Here is a 15,943-nt window from a genome sequence, read left to right as displayed (position 1 = left end):
GTCACGCTGCTGCGCATGACCGTTTCTCCGCGCATCGACACGCCGCTCGGCCCAGTCACGTTCGTCGTGCGCGCGGACGGCGCCGAGGTGGAGCTGGGCATCACGAAGACCGAGGCCGTGATCCCCAGCGAGTATCCGCCTGTCGAGTTGTGGACGGCGGCGTGGCGCTTCACCGCACGAGAAGCGGTGACCGGCCTGGAGGTCACCGTCGGACTGACGGCGACGGCGCCAGGCGTCGACGGCGGCCCGGACTCGGGCGAGCGCCTTCACGCCGTCACGCTGGAGAACGCGGACGCCGTCGTGTCCGTCGGCGGACCGGACGAGGAACGGCTGTCCGCGGAGTTCGGCCTCGAGTGGACCGTGCACTTCCTCGACGACCGCACGCTGACCTGGTCGCTGCCGGCGCTTGAACCCTCCGGCACCGCCCGGCTGACCCTCGCCGTGGCGTGGAGCGGCCCGACCGATCTCCCAGCGACGTGGTGGGCCGTCGACCTGCCCTGACCGAATCCCCGCGCAACAGAAAGGATCCACAGCCGCAAACTACAGCGGCTGTGGATCCGGGAGGGTGGATCTCTACCAGCTGGCGGCGGCCAGCAGTTCGCCGTACTGGTGCTCGGTGGCGACGTGCTTGAGGTCGGCCTCCACCATCATCTTCATCAGCGCCGAGAAGTCGACCTCCGGCTTCCAGCCGAGCTCGCCGCGCACGCGGCTGGTGTCGGCGCACAGGATCTCGACCTCGGCCGGGCGGACCAGCACCGGGTCGATGTAGACGTAGTCCTCCCAGTTGAGGCCCACGTGCTCGAACGCGAGGCGCACGGCGTCGCGCACCGAGTGCATCTCACCGGTGCCGACGACGTAGTCCGTGGGCTCCTCCTGCTGCAGCATCAGGTGCATCGCGCGGACGTAGTCGCCGGCGAAACCCCAGTCGCGCAACGCGTCCAGGTTGCCCAGGGCCAGCTTGTCCTGCAGACCCTGCTTGATCTTCGCGACGCCGAGGGAGATCTTGCGGGTCACGAACTCCGCGCCGCGGCGCGGCGACTCGTGGTTGAACAGGATCCCGCCGACCGCGTACATGCCGAACGACTCGCGGTAGTTGCGCGTGATGAAGTGGCCGTAGGCCTTCGCCACGCCGTACGGGCTGCGGGGGTGGAAGATCGTGGTCTCCCGCTGCGGCGTCTCGGCGGCCTTGCCGTACATCTCCGACGACGACGCCTGGTAGAAGCGGATGTTCTTGGACGACGCGCCGTTGTGGCGGCTGCTGGACAGGCCGGAGACGATGCGGATCGCCTCCAGCACGCGCAGCACGCCCATGGCGTTGACCTCGGTGACGAGCTCTGCCTGCTGCCACGACATCGGCACGAACGAGATGGCCCCGAGGTTGTAGACCTCGTCGGGCTGCACCAGGTCCACAGCGGACACCAGCGACGCCTGGTCCATCAGGTCACCGTCCACGAAGGACAGTTCCGACATGAGCCGCGAGACCCGCATCTTGTGGGGGTTCGCCTGTCCCCTGACGAGGCCCCACACGTCGTAGCCCTGCTTGAGCAGGTGCTCGGCGAGGTACGACCCGTCCTGGCCGGTGATCCCGGTGATCAGTGCCCGCTTGGTCATCCCGTTTTCCTCTCATCGCCTTACCGCTCGGTCCGACACGGGACGGACCTGAATCCCTTGCAAAATTAGGGGTTCAGGCACTAGGGGATTCGCCGGAAACGAAGTCGGCGACCGCACTTCTGTTGTCCGACAGAAAGAAATGGCCGCCGGGGAACACCTCGAGCGCGAAATCGCCGTCCGTGCGTTCACCCCAACGCTCCACCTCGTCCACCGACGCCTTGGGATCGGCGTCGCCGGTCAGCGCCGTGAGCGGGCAGCGCAGTGCCGGGCCCGGCCGGTAGCGGTAGGTCTCGGCGGCACGGTAGTCGGCGCGGATCGCCGGGAGGACCATCCGCACCAGTTCCTCGTCGTCGAACACCCGCGCGTTCGTGCCTGCCAGCTTGCGGACCTCGGCGATCAGGCCGGCGTCGTCGCGTTCGTGCACGCGGTCGTCGCGCTCGATCTGCGGCGCACGACGGCCGGAGACGAACAGGTGGTCCGGTTCGTTGCGCAGCGCCACCTCGAACGCGATCATCGCGCCCATGCTGTGCCCGAACAGGTGCAGCGGGCGGTCACGGCGCAGCAGGGGCGCGATCTCTTCCGCCAGCGAGCGGATGTCGTCGATCAACGGCTCTGACCTGCGGTCCTGCCGTCCGGGATACTGGACGGCGATCAGCTCCGCGCGCCCCTCGAAGTGCCGGGCGAACGGCTGGTACCAGCTCGCCGAGCCACCCGCGTGCGGGAAGCAGACCAGGCGGGGCGCTCCCGCGGGCGCCTCTGCCAGCCGCCGCAACCAGAGATCGGTATCGAGTGTGGACGCCACAGCCTCGATGCAAGCACCGTTCGGGCTGAGGAAACGCCTGGAAACGGCTAGCGTGGCGGGCATGGGCAAGTCCCCGGCTGTGGAGCTCGAGGTTCTGGACCGCGTCGTGCGGATCTCGAACCCCGACCGCGTCTACTTTCCCGCGCGCGGCGAGACGAAACTGGATCTCGCGAACTACTACCTGTCCGTCGGTGACGGAATCGTCCGCGCGCTGCGGGAACGGCCGTGCATGCTGCACCGCTTTCCCGAGGGCGTGACGGGCGAGAAAGTGCACCAGAAAAGGCTTCCGAACGGCGCGCCGCCGTGGGTGCGGACCGTCCGGGTGCATTTCCCGCGTTATAACCGCCACGCGGACGAACTGTGCGTCACGCACCTCGCGGACGTGATCTGGGCGGTGCAGATGTCCACTGTGGAGTTCCACCCGTGGAACTCGCGCGCCGCCGACACCGAGAAGCCCGACGAGTGGCGCATCGACCTCGACCCCGGGCCCGCGTGCACGTTCGACCGCGTGCGGCGGGTGGCGCTGGTGGTGCAGGAGGTCCTGACCGAGCTGGGCGCGACGGGGTTCCCGAAGACGTCCGGGTCGAAAGGACTGCACATCTACGTGCGGATCAAGCCGGACTTCGGCTTCCAGGACGTGCGCAAGGCGGCGCTGGCGTTCGCGCACGAGGTCGAACGACGCGCGCCGGACGACGTCGAGACCACGTGGTGGCGCAAGGACCGCGACCCGGCGCTGGTGTTCGTGGACTACAACCAGAACACGCGCGACCGCACGATCGCCAGCGCCTACTCGGTGCGCGGCTATCCCGAGGCGACGGTGTCGACGCCGATCCGGTGGGACGAGATCCCGGACGTCGACCCGCACGACTTCACCATCGCCACCGTGCCGAAGCGCTACGCCGAGCTGGGCGACCTGCACGCCGGGATCGACGACGCGGTCTGGTCGATCGAGCCGCTGCTGGAGTGGGCCGCCCGCGACGAACTCGAGGTTCCCGATGAGCAGTAGCCCGATCAAGTTCTCGTCGCTCGACCAGCCGTTGTTCGGCGGGCTGCTCAAGGGTGACCTGGTCGACTACCTGGACTTCGTGGCCGGCCGGTTCGTGCCGGTGCTGGCGGGGCGGCAGCTGTCGGTGTGGCGGATCCTGCGCGGCCAGGACCCGTTCATGCAGAAGAACGTCCCCAAGTACACGCCTTCTTTTGTGAAGACCGTCGAGGTCTGGGCGGAGGCGTCGCACCGCAAGATCAAGTATGCGATCTGCGACGACGAGCAGACGCTGATGTGGTTCGCGAACCAGCGCGCCGTCGAGTACCACGTGCCGCTGTACCTGGGTGATCACTTCGGCGAGGACCACCACCAGACCCACATGGTGCTCGACGTCGACCCGCCCGAGGGCGCCGGTTTCGACGTCGTGGTCGGGTCGGCGCTGCTGATCCGCGAGGCGCTCGTCGCCGCCGGTCTGGAGAGCATCGTGAAGACGAGCGGTGCCAAGGGTGTGCACATCTTCGTGCCGCTGGAGGAGCACTCCCCCGACGACGTGGCCGCGGCGACGCGCGCGGTGGCGGTGCGGGCCGAGAAGCTCGACCCGTCGCTCGCGACCACCGCGTACATCCGGGCCGAACGGGGCGGCAAGGTGTTCCTGGACTCGACCAGGGCCTGGGGCGCGACCGTCGTCGCCGCCTACAGTCCCCGGCTGCGCGAGGGCCTGCCGATCTCGTTCCCGGTGCCGTGGGAGTCGTTGGGCGACGTCACGCCTGCCGACTTCACGATCAGGACCAGGTTCGACGGCGACCCGTGGACGTCGCTGATGCCGAAGCCGCAGCGCCTGCCCGACGACCTGATCGCCGAGGGCCACACCATCCCGGTCGCCCGCGTCGTCGCCATGCACGAGGGCAAGCGGCGCAAGGCTCAGCGGGAACGCGAGAAGTAGGCGGCGAGCGCGGCCACCAGCGGCAGCGTCACGTGGGCGACGCTGGTGAACGTCGGCTCGCCGGCGGAGACGTAGTCGTTGGCGCGCACCAGCAGTCCGGCGGCGATGGTGACGTAGGCGGCCAGTCTCACCGGGCCCGTGGTCAGTGCGGCGATCATCGGGATGACTACCAGGCCTGCCAGGCCGGCGTGGGTGACGAACGGCGGGACTTCGGCTGTGAGCATCAGGACTGCGTCCAGCAGGAGCAGGGCCGGGGCGATCGTGGCCGGCCACCACCGGTCCCGCCAGATGCGGTAGGCGGCCAGGCAGGTCAGAGCGGCTGCCGTGGCGATCAGTGTCGTGTCCGCGCCGTCGCCGTTGATCTCGGTCAGGCTGTTGCCTTGCGCCGCGACCACGTAGATGCCCGCTGCTCCTAGCGCGCCGCCGGTCAGTGCCAGCCACCACGGGGTTGCTGTGGTGGCTACGGCCAGGGCGGTGGCTGCCAGCGCCAGCGGGATCCACGTGAAGGTGGTGTCGCCGCCGCTGAACAGGCCCGTTATGCCGGCCAGCAGTCCTAGGGCGGCTCCCGGTGCCCATGGGTGGTCGCGGCAGGTGATCACGAACAGCGCCGCTACCAGGGCCCATGGCCAGACCGCGGCGAAGACGAACGTGTTGGGGCCGGTGTCGAGGACTCTGAGGATGCCGCCGGGGATCTCCATCAGGCCCAGGACGAGGAGCACCAGGGCCAGGCCTGCGGTGAGGCGGGGCAGGGCGTTGGTGAGAGTGGCGAGTGCGGGGTGGGCGGCCGACTCGCTCGTTGTGGAACTGCCGACTGCGGAGCCTGCAGCCGTGGGGACACCAGCCGCAGCGTCCGGTGCCCGCTGGGGAACCGAGGCGGTGCGGGCCGCGCCTGAGCCGAACGCGGTGAGCGCAGTCCGGCCCTGCTTCTTCGGAATCGATTCCGCCTCGCCTGCCCCCAGGGGGTCGGAAGGCCCCACTCCTATCGTCTCAGGCGGCACCGACAGTTTCCGCGCGGCGCGGTCGTCCCTGCTCAGCAGCTTGGAGGTCGGCGCGGGCGCGGAGGTCGCGGGTGCAGGGGCAGCGAAGGCAGCGGGTGCCGAGACCGGCTTCTCCCCCAAAGCCTCCCGAGCCGCCGCGGCCACCATCCGGCTGTCGTCCTCCGACAACCCGCGCAAAGCCAGCCGGGCCGCCAGCGCCCGCCCCTCGTGCGCCACCGACAACATCCGCCGCAGCTCCGGCACCGCACCCGCCCGCACCCCCGGCAGCGAGTGGTCGATCGCGTCCTGCAGTTCCGAGGGCAGCGCGGCCGGCACGGTGACCGGGCGGGCGCGCCGGGCGATGCGCAGGTCTCCGCGCACGTCGAGCATCCACTTGCCGGGGGTCTGGTGCGGGGTCACCCGGCGGACTCGGTCGTAGACGTACTCGTAGAGCTCGTCCAGGCCCACGTGGCCGTCCTGGTCGCGGTCGGCGTCGCCCGATTCGAGGCCGTCGACCAGCGCCGAGGTGAAGACCGACGGTTCGCCCTCCGACGAGTCCGCGACCGCGGCGCCCTCGAAGGCGTACTCCATGGACGACGAGGCCGTGATGACGGCTCGGCCGCTGCCGCCGAACTGTTCCTCCAGGCCGACGGAGCCGCCCGCGCGGGCCACCATGCCCCGGCCGAACGCGCCGGAGTAGCAGCAGTCCAGCAGTAGCACGATGCGGCGGGAGCGGGAGCGGTTCATGCGGCGGGCCACGAAGTCCGCGCCCACGGCGGTGCCTGCCAGGCGGGACAGTTTGGTGCCGGAGGTGGCGAAGTGCAGTTCGCCGGCCTCGTCCTTCACGCCGTGGCCGGAGAAGTGCAGCACCAGGAGGTCGTCTGGCTCGCGGTCGGCGAAGAAGTCCTCGACGGCCTCGTTCACCTCGGCGGCCGGGGAGTTGATCAGCGTGCGCACGTGGAAGCCGCCGATGCGCGGGTCCGCGAGCACCTCGCCCAAACGGGCGGCGTCGTGGGCGGGGGCGCGCAACGACGAGAGGCCCGGGTCGGCGAACTCGTGGCTCGCGATGATCAGGGCGTAGCGGTGGAGGTGGCGGCCCAGCCACTCGGAACGCCGCGCCAACTCCTCCTTCGTCGGGGCGCCGGTGAGCTCCAGGGACTCGCCGTCGGCCTCGACCGTCACGGAACGCTCGCGGCGCGCGCCCAGCCACGACGACACGGCGTTGATCAGCGCGGCCAGGACCGTGGACTGGGAGACGGTGGTCAGCAGGGTGCCGAGCTCGTTGACGTCGAGGGCCTTGGCGCCCTCCGGGGCGTCGCCGGGGACACCGGAGAGTGCGACCAGTTCCCGCAGCTCGGACCGCAGGAAGCCGGTCAGCTGCTCGATTCGCTCGTCGTCGGCACCGTCTTCGTGCACGCGTAGTGTGACGTCGGTCATAGCGGCCTCCTACCGGGAGGTCGCTCGCCGGGCGCCGAGCATTACGACGGGTCGGAACCCCGGAACGCGCCCCACCACAGGCCCAGCACCCCGGCGATCACGGTGGCCGTGATCCAGCCGGTGAACCCGCTGCCGTCCAGGTAGGCCCAGAACAGGCCCACGACCGGCGCGGGCACCATGAACACCGCGTCGACCCGCAGCTGGGCGGCCAGGCCGCGGGGAGCGCGCGTCTCCGGGTCGGGCTGCGCGGGGTTGTCGAGGCGACGGCCGCGCGGGTGCTTGGTCACCGGGCGGCCGGACGGGTAGACGGTCACACCGTCGATGACGGCCACTCGCCCACCACGCAGCTCGATCGACGCAGGCGACGGCAGCGTCACGAGCACCGGGTCGTAGTAGACGGGCAGCCAGCGCTCGACCGGCCCGTCGATCTCCAGCCAAGACCGCACCATCAGCCCGGACTGCAACCGGATCCGCCGCACGGACACCGTCACAGCCGAGGAACGCGCCGGACGCACCGCCAGCAGCACCCTCACCACACCGGCGAGCACCACCAGCAACGCCACGGCGACGGAGAACGTCACGCCGCCCAAGGCGCGGTCGGTCTCCAGGAACAGGTCGGCGCCCGGAATCACCGCACGGGACGGGTCCTCGGGGTCGAACGCCACCTGCGTCTGCCTCCCGACGACCCTGGCGCCGTTCTCGTACGCGACGCGCGCGGTCCCGGACGGCCAGCGCACCTCGACCGCACCGTCCGAAAAGGACACGACCTCGCCGGTGTCACGGGCCGTCAGGGACGCCATGACGGCGCGGTCGTCCGAATAGGACAGCCACGACAGCAGCGCGACCACGAAGCACACGACCAGCACGACCGCCGTGGCGAACAGGCCATGACGCAGTGCACGAACCCGGGAACGCAGCAAGACAAGCTCCAGACAAAGAGAAAACGGCCCGGCGGAGAGACCCGCCGGGCCGTCACAAACCTAACTACATCACTCGGTGAAGCCCATGTGGATGTAGTCGTACGGACGGTTCGCGTACGCGACGGCACCGAAGTTGGCGACGTTGCTCTTCACCGCGACCGCGCCGGGCAGCTGGTACAGCGGCAGCTGGTGGCCCAGCTCCCAGATCTTCTTGTCGGCCTCGTTGGCCAGCTCCAGGCGCTTGGTGTCGTCGAGCTCACCGTTGGCCTGCTCCAGCAGCTTGTTGACCTCTTCGGAGCCGATCCGGCCGTAGTTCTGGTTGGTGCTGGCCGGGTCGAGCGTGTAGATGCCCTTGCTGTCCGAGATCGGCGTGGCCGAGGCCAGCCAGCGGAAGCCGGTCATGTCGAAGTTGCCGACGTTCACGAACTGCTTGAAGAAGTCCGTCGAGGGGACGGCCTGGATGTCGATCTTGGCGCCGACCTCCTTCAGCTGCGACTGCACGAGCTTCGCGATCTGGTCGGAGGTGGGGTTCGGCGTCGGGATGATGTAGCGGACGACGAGCTCCTTGCCGTCCTTCTTGCGCGTCTCGCCCTCGAGCTTCCAGCCCAGCTCGTCGAGCTGCTTCTTCGCGGCTTCCTTGTCGAACGAGGCGACGGCCGAGTTGTCCTTGTAGCCGGCCGAGCCCAGCAGGAAGAAGTGGTTACCGGTGACCTGCGCGTCGCCCTTGATCATCTGGCCGAGCAGCGCCTTGGTGATGGTCTTGGTGTCGATGCCGCGCATCAGGGCGACGCGGAGCTTCGGGTCCTTGAGGATCGACGAGTCCGCACCGTTGAACGTGATGTGCGAGTAGTCCGGCGTGATCGCCTGGCGGATCGTCACACCCTGCATCGACTTGGCACGCGTGAAGTTGTCGATGCTGGAGCCGATGTCGAAGAAGTCGATCTGGCCGTTGGCGAGCGCGTCCGCGAGCGCGGGGCGGTCGACCTGACGGAACGTGATCTTCTCGAGCTTGGGCTTCTCGCCCCACCAGGCCGGGTCCTGCACGACCGTCACGAGCTTCGCGGTCCGGTCGATCGTGCCGATCTTGAACGCACCGGCGGTGATCTTCGGGGCGTCGGCCCAGCCCTTGTTGAACTCCTCGGCGGAGGAGGACATGGACTTCGGGTAGAGGGGCGTGAAGATGGTGCCCTTCCACTCGGCGAACTTCTTCTTGAAGGTCACCTTGACGTCCTGGTCGGACGCGCCCTTCTCGACCTTCTCGATGTCCTCGTAACCGGTGGTGCCGGCGACCTCGTAGGCCTTGTCGGTCCCGTTCAGGGACTTCCACATGGCCTCGAAGTCCTGCCACGAGATCGCGGTGCCGTCGGACCACTTGGCCTTCGAGTTGATCTTGAACTCGAGGACCTGCGGGTCGGAGGAGGCGAGCTTCGCGTCGTCGAGGACGTCCTTGTTGATCTCGAGCGTCGAGTCGGCCTTCTGCTTGAACAGGTTCGGCATCAACGTGTCGATCATGCGACGGCCGTCGGCGTTCGTGCCGTCGAGCTGGTTGTAGTTCCAGTTGTCCGGCAACTGGTCGACCGGCCAGCGGAACTCGCCGCCGGCCTTGACCTTGGCTGCGTCCTGCGGGTTGATGTCCGCCTGGCCGATCGTGTTGTCCGCGCCCTTGAGCCCGGAGTTCGCGTTGTTGCTGGGCCCCCCACACGCGGTAAGCGTGAGGGCGACGACGGCAAGCGCGGTCACTCCCACCTTGGTACGTCGACTCACTGTCGTGAACCTCCCTCGTGCCCGGACACCAGTTGCCGGGGACACTGTTCCTTCGTGCTCGCAGGTCTTCTTCTGAGGCGACGGGTGCATCAGAGGACCTGACGGATCTGGGCGAAGTGGCAGGCGGCCTCGTGGTCGGGGGCCTGGACCTCGCGCGGTGGTTCCACTTCGATGCACTTGCGCTGCTGCTCGGGCGGCAGCGAGGCGTGCAGGAAGCAGCGGGTGCGGAAGCGGCAGCCGGACGGCGGGTTCGCCGGGCTCGGCAGGTCGCCGGTGAGGATGATCCTCTCCCGCTGACGCTCCTTCACCGGGTCGGGGATCGGGATCGCCGACAGCAGTGCCTGCGTGTACGGGTGGCGCGGCCCCTCGAAGACCGAGTCCACCTCGCCGATCTCGATGATCTTCCCCAGGTACATGACGGCCACCCGGTCCGCGATGTGACGCACCACCGACAGGTCGTGTGCCACGAACAGGTAGGCCAGGCCCAGCTTGGACTTGAGCTCCTCCAGCAGGTTGATGACACCCGCCTGGATGGAGACGTCCAGCGCCGACACCGGCTCGTCGAGCACGACGAGCTTCGGTTCGAGCGCGAGCGCCCGCGCGATGCCGATGCGCTGACGCTGACCGCCGGAGAACTCACCGGGGTAGCGCGACAGCTGCTCGGGACGCAGGCCGACGAGCTTCATCAGCTCCGGCACGCGCCGGTTGATCTCGTCCTTGCTGTAGCCGTGGACCTGCATCGGCTCGGCGATGCAGTCGTTGATCGTCAGGCGCGGGTCGAGCGACGCCATCGGGTCCTGGAAGACCACGGACATGTCGCGGCGGATCGCGAAGCGGCGCTTGGCGTCCACTTCGGACGACTTCGTGCCGAGCACGGAGATCTCGCCGCCCATGGGCTTCTGGAGGTTGAGGATCTCCATCAGCGTGGTGGTCTTGCCGCAGCCCGACTCGCCGACGAGGCCCAGGGTCTCGCCCTCGCGGACGTCGAACGTGATGCCCGCGACCGCGTGCACGGTGCCGACGCGGCGCTTGAACACCACGCCCTTGTTGACCGGGTACTCCTTGACGAGGTTGTCGAGGCCCAGCACGACCTCGCGCTGCTCGCGCGGGATCTTCGCGACCTCGGGCTCACCGGCCACCTCGGCACCGAAGATCTCGACAGCGGCCTCGGCGCCCTCGGCGTCGGTCGCGGCGATCTCGTTGGTGCGGATGCAGGCGGCGAGGTGCTCGACCGAACCGTCGACGTCCACCAGCGGCGGCTCCGCGGTGTGGCAGGCGTCGACGACCATCGGGCAGCGCGGCGCGAACGGGCATCCCGGGGGGAGGTCCGTGAGCGACGGCGGCTGGCCCTTGATCGGCACCAGCGCCTGCTTCTCGCTGACGTCGAGGCGCGGGATCGAGCCGAGCAGGCCGAGCGTGTACGGCATGCGCGGCTGCTGGTAGATCTCGTCGACCTTGCCCTTCTCGACGGCGCGGCCCGCGTACATGACCATCAGCCGGTCGGCGAACCCGGCGACGACGCCGAGGTCGTGGGTGATGATCACGATGCCGGCGCCGGTGACCTCCTGCGCGGTCTCGAGCAGCTGCAGCACCTGCGCCTGCACCGTCACGTCGAGCGCGGTGGTCGGCTCGTCGGCGATGATCAGGTCGGGGTCGTTGGCGATCGCCATCGCGATCACCGCGCGCTGCCGCATACCGCCGGAGAACTCGTGCGGGAACGCCTTGGCGCGTTCGGCGGCGTTCGGGATGCCGACCAGGTCGAGCAGCTCGACCGCGCGCTTGGCTGCCGCCTGCTTGGACACCTTGCGGTGCACCAGGATCGCCTCGGCGATCTGGTCGCCGACGGTGAACACCGGCGTCAGCGCGGACAGCGGGTCCTGGAACACCATCGAGATGCGCCGGCCGCGGATCCGCGACAGCTCGGTGTCGCCGCGGCCGATGAGCTCACGGCCCTGGAACTTGATGGAACCGGTGATGCGCGCCGAGGACGGCAGCAGGCCCATGACCGCGAGCGAGGACACGGACTTGCCGGAACCGGACTCGCCGACGATGCCGAGGACCTCGCCGGGCGAGACCTGGTAGCTCAGGCCGCGCACGGCCTGGACGCGACCGGACTCGCTCGGGAAGGACACGTGAAGGTCCTCGACCTGCAGAACCGGTCCGTCGACGACCGGGTCCGCCGGTGCGTCGAACTGGATCTCCGAGGTGGTCATCAGGCGGCCTTCTCCTTGGTGTCCTTCTTCTCCTTGCGGCGCACGCGCGTGGAGGTGGGGTCGAGCGCGTCACGAAGCCCGTCGCCGACCCAGTTCACCGCCAGCACGAACACGACGAGGAAGCCCGCCGGGAACAGGAACAGCCACGGGAAGGTCGTCGCGGACTCGGCGTTGCCGCCGATCAGGGTGCCGAGCGAGACGTCGGGCGACTGGACGCCGAACCCGAAGTAGCTCAGGCCCGTCTCGGCGAGCACAGCGGAACCGACGTTGATCGTCGCGTCGATGATGAGCAGCGACGCCATGTTCGGCACGATGTGCTTGGCGATGATCTTGCGTGCGGGCTGGCCCATGAACTTGGCCGCCTTCACGAACTCGCGTTCCTTCAGCGTCAGCGTCATGCCGCGGACGATGCGGGCGGTGATCATCCACTGGAACGCCGCGAGCATCAGCACCAGCAGGAACCACGACTTGCCGCGGAACCACGGGCTCAGGATCGCGATGATCAGGAACGACGGCAGCACCAGCAGCAGGTCGACGACCCACATGAGCGCCTTGTCGGCGACACCGAGGAAGTAGCCGGCGGCCGCACCGACGATCGCGGCCACCGTCGTCGAGATCAGCGCCACGAGCAGGCCGATGATCAACGACTTCTGCAGCCCGCGCATCGTCAGCGCGAACATGTCGGTACCGATCTTGTCGGTGCCGAAGATGTGTTCGGAGTACGGGGGCTCCAGGAACGCGGTGTAGTCCTGCGTGTCGTAGGTCCACTTCGACAGAAGCGGGCCGACGAACGCCATCAGGTACATCCCGATGATGACCACCAGGCCGACCAGGGCCAGCTTGTTGCGCATGAAGCGGATGAGCACGAGCCTGCCGCGCGTCATCGCCTTGCCCGGTTCGGGCGCGGCGTCGACGGGGCTTCCCGAGGCGGCACCGGTGGTTCCGGCGGCGTCGCCCTCGTTGAGGATCACGGTCACGTCGTCGTCACCTTGCCTAGTTCACGCGGATTCGGGGGTCGAGCGCGGCGTACAGCACGTCGGCGAGCCAGCCGGAGAACAGCACGCACACCGCGACGAAGAGCGTCACCGTGGCGGTGATGTTCGTGTCCTGCGCCGAGATGCCGGTGACGAGCCAGTCACCCATGCCGAACCAGCCGAAGATCCGCTCGGTGAACGTGCCACCGACGACGAGCAGGCCGAAACCGAACGCGAACAGGGTCGCCATCGGGATGAGCGCGGTGCGCAGGCCGTGCTTGAACAGCGCCTTGCGGCGGGTCAGCCCCTTGGCCTGGGCGGTGCGCAGGAAGTCGCTGCCCAGGACGTCGAGCATCGACGAGCGCTGGTAGCGGCTGTAGTAGGCGATCTGACCCAGCGCGATCGCGAGCGTCGGCACGATGAGGTGCTGCAGCCGGTCGCCGAGGTGCTCGAACCAGTTGCCCTGGAAGCCGGGTGTCGTCTCACCGACGAAGATCAGCACGTTGGTGCCGATCGTGTCGTTGATCCCTTGAGCACCCATCTTGAGCAGCGTGCCCAGCACGAACACCGGCGTGGACAGCAGTATGAAGCTGAACAGGGTCGCGAAGTAGTCGCTGAACTTGTACTGCCGGATCGCGCTCACCACACCGAGCAGCACGCCGAAGAGGATGCCGATCGTGATGCCGAGCAGGAACAACCTCAGGCTCACGCCGATGCGCCTGCCGAGCTCGTCGGTGATCGGGCGATCGGTGATCGTGCGGCCGAAGTCGCCCTGCACCACCCCGCCCATCCATGTGACGAACCGCTGCGGAATCGGCTGGTCGAGGTGGAGGTCTCTCTTCTTCGCCTCGATCGACGCCGCCGGTGGCGGTGGGTTGCGTTGTTGCAGCACCCCGATCGGGTCAAAGGTGGCGGAGGCCAACGTGAACGCGAGGAACGTCGCCACTAGGGCGAGCACCACGTAGTTGACCAACCGCCGCAACAGAAATCCGGCCACCCGTGTTCAGTCCTCTCCCCGGTGGTTGCGACATCGGCACACTGGATTGCAGTGGACGAGTTGCAAGAGATTAACCGCCGATCTGGCGGACCGCTGCCCACCCCCACCATTACGCGGAGGCCCACTGACCGGGCCATAGTCACCCATGCGTGGAGGAAAGGTCGGCCGAACTGCCACATCAACAGTTGACTCTCGCCAATTGTGTGCCGAAGCGTGACCATTGTGCGGCCGGATCGCCGTATTCACCGTGAAGTTCTGTCTCACCACGGATGGATGTGACGCATCTGGGTGAATGCATTGACCAGAAGACGTGGGACAAGCAGCGCAATGTGATCAGAAACGGTCATCACGCTGCGGAGCACTTCGCATCTCGACGGTTACTGCATCGATCAGGAGCAGGTCAGGCCTCCGTCCAGCGGACCGGGAGCTGCGCCACCCCGCCGACCAGCTGTTCCGTCCTCCTGCTCAGCGCGGAGACCTCCGCGGCTAGACCGAACGCCGTGAAGCGCGTCACAAGGGCGTCGAGGGTCTCGGCCAGTTCGACCCTCGCGAGCGGCGCGCCGACGCAGAACCGGAAGCCGTGACCGAACGACAGGTGCGGGTTGGGCGTCCGCTGAACGAACGCGGCGGGGTCCGGGAAGTGCTGGTCGTCGAGGTTGGCCTGGTCGATGCCGAGCAGCACCAGATCGCCCGCGGGGATGGTGGTGCCCTCCACCTCGACGTCCGCCATCGCGTACCGGGGCAGCCCGGAGTCCCCGGAGCGCCGCTCCAGCGGTGACCGGTGGCGCAGGACCTCCTCGACGACGGCGGGGACGGCGCCGGGGTTCTTGAGCGCCCGCCACTGGCCGGGGTGGAGGCTGAGCAGCACGACCGCGCGGTCGATCGCGGAGACCGTCGTCTCGTGGCCTGCGAACAGCAGTCCGGCGCTGAGCTGCGCGATCTCCTGTTCACGGGCGTCCGGGTTCTGCCCGATCATGCGGCTGATGACGTCGTCCGCAGGGTTTTTCTTCTTCCGCGCGACCAGTTCGCTCATGTATGCCCACAGGTTTGCGAAACCCCGCGTCGACTTCTGCTCGTCGTTGATCGTGCTCATGGCCTCTGACCAGCTTCGGAACTCTTCTCGGTCCTGTGGCGGGACACCCAGCAGTTCGCAGATCACCAGCACCGGGAGAGGGAACGACACCGCTTCGTGAAAGTCCGCCGGCTGGTCTTGTTCCACCAGCGTGTCGAGGAGGTTGTCCAGAAGTTGCCTGATGCGCGGGCGCATCGCTTCCATGTTCTTCGCGGAGAACGCCGGGGTGAGCATCCTGCGCATCCACGCGTGCTTCTCGTTCTCCTCCTCCGCGGTGGCTTTGTGCGGTTTGCCGAGGATGACCGAGGTCGAGAACCTCGGCGCGTTGTCCGGGTCGGCGTGGCCGCGGCCGAGCCTGCGGTCGGCGAGCAGGGCCTTGACCTGGTCGTAGCCGGTGACGAGCCAGGCCTCGTCGCCGGCCGGTGTCGGTACGCGCTTGATCGCCATCGTTGCCCCTTCGATCCGTCGTATACGACGCGTCGTGTGCAACGTACCTCTAGAATCGCTCCGTGGTCGATGCTTTCGAGGACGCGGAGTCGGTGATGGCGCACCTGCGTGCGTTGCGGCAGGAGCTGCTGACCACGTCCGTCGAGCCGACCGGCGACCAGGCGCGCAGCGGGCTGACCGGGCCGCAGGTCGAGCTGATCAGGTCGTTGGTGACGGAGGGGACCGCCACGGTCACGGAGCTGGCGCGGCGGCTGAGCCTGTCGCACTCCACGACGTCCGGGATCGTGGACCGGCTTCAGGCGCGTGGGCTCGTGACCAGGGAACCCGACCCGCACGACCGGCGGTACACGCGGATCGAGGTGACCGAACCGGTCCACGGCTACACGCGGGAGATCTCCGAGGGGCCGTACGGACGGCTGACCCGCGCGCTGGACGCGGCCTCTCCCGCTGAGCGCAAGGCCGTGCTGAACGGGCTGGAGACGTTGCGGGCGCTGCTGGTCAGACGGGATCGGTGAACGAGACCGGCTTGCCGGTCTCGCGGGCGTACGCGATCTCCCTGCTCGTGGACTCGCCGACGTAGCCGCCGGGGTTGACGACCAGGACCCGGTCGGCCAGGTCGATCTTGCGCAGGTGCAGGTCGCCCAGCGCGGCCCGCTGCTCGCCGGTGACCACCCCGCCTGTCTCGGCGGGCGCGACGACGATGACGCCCGCCAAGGTCAGCTCGCGGTTGGCCGCGCGCAGCTCGTCTGCGAAACGGGTGGAGCCGCAGAGGCAGACGATCTCAGGCCGGCCGGTCACGGT

At 68.5% G+C, this 15,943-nt stretch carries 14 protein-coding genes; 4 read left to right on the top strand and 10 right to left on the bottom strand.

Features of this window, described 5'->3' with window-relative positions:
- The first annotated feature begins 15 nt into the window (after window positions 1-15).
- Window positions 16-501 carry a hypothetical protein gene (locus ACSHWB_RS27625; protein WP_439656199.1) on the top strand — a complete coding sequence of 162 codons (486 nt, stop codon included), beginning with the start codon at window positions 16-18 and terminating at the stop codon, window positions 499-501.
- A gap of 72 nt (window positions 502-573) precedes the next feature.
- Here ACSHWB_RS27625 and ACSHWB_RS27620 read toward each other — a convergent pair whose 3' ends face one another.
- Together ACSHWB_RS27620 and ACSHWB_RS27615 are read right to left on the bottom strand one after the other, a co-directional pair.
- Window positions 574-1,611, bottom strand: coding sequence for a GDP-mannose 4,6-dehydratase (locus ACSHWB_RS27620; protein WP_439656198.1), 1,038 nt, complete (start codon window positions 1,609-1,611; stop codon window positions 574-576).
- A 73-nt stretch (window positions 1,612-1,684) separates the two neighbouring features.
- Complete coding sequence (locus ACSHWB_RS27615) at window positions 1,685-2,413, bottom strand: thioesterase II family protein (protein ID WP_439656197.1); 729 nt, start codon at window positions 2,411-2,413, stop codon at window positions 1,685-1,687.
- A gap of 61 nt (window positions 2,414-2,474) precedes the next feature.
- On the opposite strand from ACSHWB_RS27615, the gene ligD reads away from it, so the two are divergent.
- Both ligD and ACSHWB_RS27605 read left to right on the top strand, forming a co-directional pair.
- Complete coding sequence (ligD, locus tag ACSHWB_RS27610) at window positions 2,475-3,419, top strand: non-homologous end-joining DNA ligase (protein WP_439656196.1); 945 nt, start codon at window positions 2,475-2,477, stop codon at window positions 3,417-3,419.
- Window positions 3,409-4,341 carry a DNA polymerase domain-containing protein gene (locus ACSHWB_RS27605; protein ID WP_439656195.1) on the top strand — a complete coding sequence of 311 codons (933 nt, stop codon included), beginning with the start codon at window positions 3,409-3,411 and terminating at the stop codon, window positions 4,339-4,341. Before ligD ends, ACSHWB_RS27605 begins: the two co-directional genes overlap by 11 nt.
- On the opposite strand, the gene ACSHWB_RS27600 is transcribed toward ACSHWB_RS27605, so the two are convergent.
- From ACSHWB_RS27600 to ACSHWB_RS27570, 7 genes are all read right to left on the bottom strand, one after another.
- Window positions 4,320-6,755: an effector-associated constant component EACC1 gene (locus tag ACSHWB_RS27600; RefSeq protein WP_439656194.1), complete on the bottom strand. Its 2,436-nt coding sequence runs from the start codon at window positions 6,753-6,755 to the stop codon at window positions 4,320-4,322. The two genes, ACSHWB_RS27605 and ACSHWB_RS27600, sit on opposite strands and share 22 nt — an antisense overlap.
- Before the next feature lie 41 nt (window positions 6,756-6,796).
- Window positions 6,797-7,675, bottom strand: a complete 879-nt coding sequence (locus tag ACSHWB_RS27595; RefSeq protein ID WP_439656193.1) for a hypothetical protein — start codon at window positions 7,673-7,675, stop codon at window positions 6,797-6,799.
- Window positions 7,676-7,744: 69 nt separating this feature from the next.
- Window positions 7,745-9,415, bottom strand: coding sequence for an ABC transporter family substrate-binding protein (locus tag ACSHWB_RS27590; protein WP_439656192.1), 1,671 nt, complete (start codon window positions 9,413-9,415; stop codon window positions 7,745-7,747).
- Window positions 9,416-9,528: 113 nt separating this feature from the next.
- Window positions 9,529-11,652: a dipeptide ABC transporter ATP-binding protein gene (locus ACSHWB_RS27585; protein ID WP_439656191.1), complete on the bottom strand. Its 2,124-nt coding sequence runs from the start codon at window positions 11,650-11,652 to the stop codon at window positions 9,529-9,531.
- Window positions 11,652-12,629, bottom strand: a complete 978-nt coding sequence (locus ACSHWB_RS27580) for an ABC transporter permease (RefSeq protein ID WP_439656190.1) — start codon at window positions 12,627-12,629, stop codon at window positions 11,652-11,654. The genes ACSHWB_RS27585 and ACSHWB_RS27580 overlap by 1 nt, the downstream gene beginning before the upstream one ends.
- A 16-nt stretch (window positions 12,630-12,645) precedes the next feature.
- A complete protein-coding gene (locus ACSHWB_RS27575; protein WP_439656189.1) occupies window positions 12,646-13,623 on the bottom strand; it encodes an ABC transporter permease in 978 nt (325 codons plus the stop codon).
- Between the two features lie 400 nt (window positions 13,624-14,023).
- Window positions 14,024-15,142 (bottom strand): cytochrome P450, encoded by a 1,119-nt coding sequence (locus tag ACSHWB_RS27570; RefSeq protein WP_439656188.1) that lies wholly within the window; start codon window positions 15,140-15,142, stop codon window positions 14,024-14,026.
- Window positions 15,143-15,204: 62 nt separating this feature from the next.
- Here ACSHWB_RS27570 and ACSHWB_RS27565 point away from each other — a divergent pair, with 62 nt between their 5' ends.
- Window positions 15,205-15,657, top strand: a complete 453-nt coding sequence (locus ACSHWB_RS27565) for a MarR family winged helix-turn-helix transcriptional regulator (RefSeq protein WP_439656187.1) — start codon at window positions 15,205-15,207, stop codon at window positions 15,655-15,657.
- On the opposite strand, the gene ACSHWB_RS27560 is transcribed toward ACSHWB_RS27565, so the two are convergent.
- A complete protein-coding gene (locus ACSHWB_RS27560) occupies window positions 15,641-15,940 on the bottom strand; it encodes a hypothetical protein (RefSeq protein WP_439656186.1) in 300 nt (99 codons plus the stop codon). The two genes, ACSHWB_RS27565 and ACSHWB_RS27560, sit on opposite strands and share 17 nt — an antisense overlap.
- Window positions 15,941-15,943 lie beyond the last annotated feature (3 nt).

The sequence above is a fragment of the Lentzea sp. HUAS TT2 genome (assembly GCF_051853195.1).
Classification (GTDB): Bacteria; Actinomycetota; Actinomycetes; order Mycobacteriales; family Pseudonocardiaceae; genus Lentzea.
The sequence above is the reverse complement of the archived record's forward strand: the minus strand, read 5'-3'. Positions and strand labels throughout refer to the sequence as shown.

Coding starts and splice junctions, on each gene's coding strand:
- ACSHWB_RS27625 (WP_439656199.1), top strand. CDS start 16: ATGACCGTTTCTCCGCGCATCGACACGCCGCTCGGCCCAGTCACGTTC.
- ACSHWB_RS27620 (WP_439656198.1), bottom strand. CDS start 1,611: ATGACCAAGCGGGCACTGATCACCGGGATCACCGGCCAGGACGGGTCG.
- ligD (WP_439656196.1), top strand. CDS start 2,475: ATGGGCAAGTCCCCGGCTGTGGAGCTCGAGGTTCTGGACCGCGTCGTG.
- ACSHWB_RS27605 (WP_439656195.1), top strand. CDS start 3,409: ATGAGCAGTAGCCCGATCAAGTTCTCGTCGCTCGACCAGCCGTTGTTC.
- ACSHWB_RS27600 (WP_439656194.1), bottom strand. CDS start 6,755: ATGACCGACGTCACACTACGCGTGCACGAAGACGGTGCCGACGACGAG.
- ACSHWB_RS27585 (WP_439656191.1), bottom strand. CDS start 11,652: ATGACCACCTCGGAGATCCAGTTCGACGCACCGGCGGACCCGGTCGTC.
- ACSHWB_RS27570 (WP_439656188.1), bottom strand. CDS start 15,142: ATGGCGATCAAGCGCGTACCGACACCGGCCGGCGACGAGGCCTGGCTC.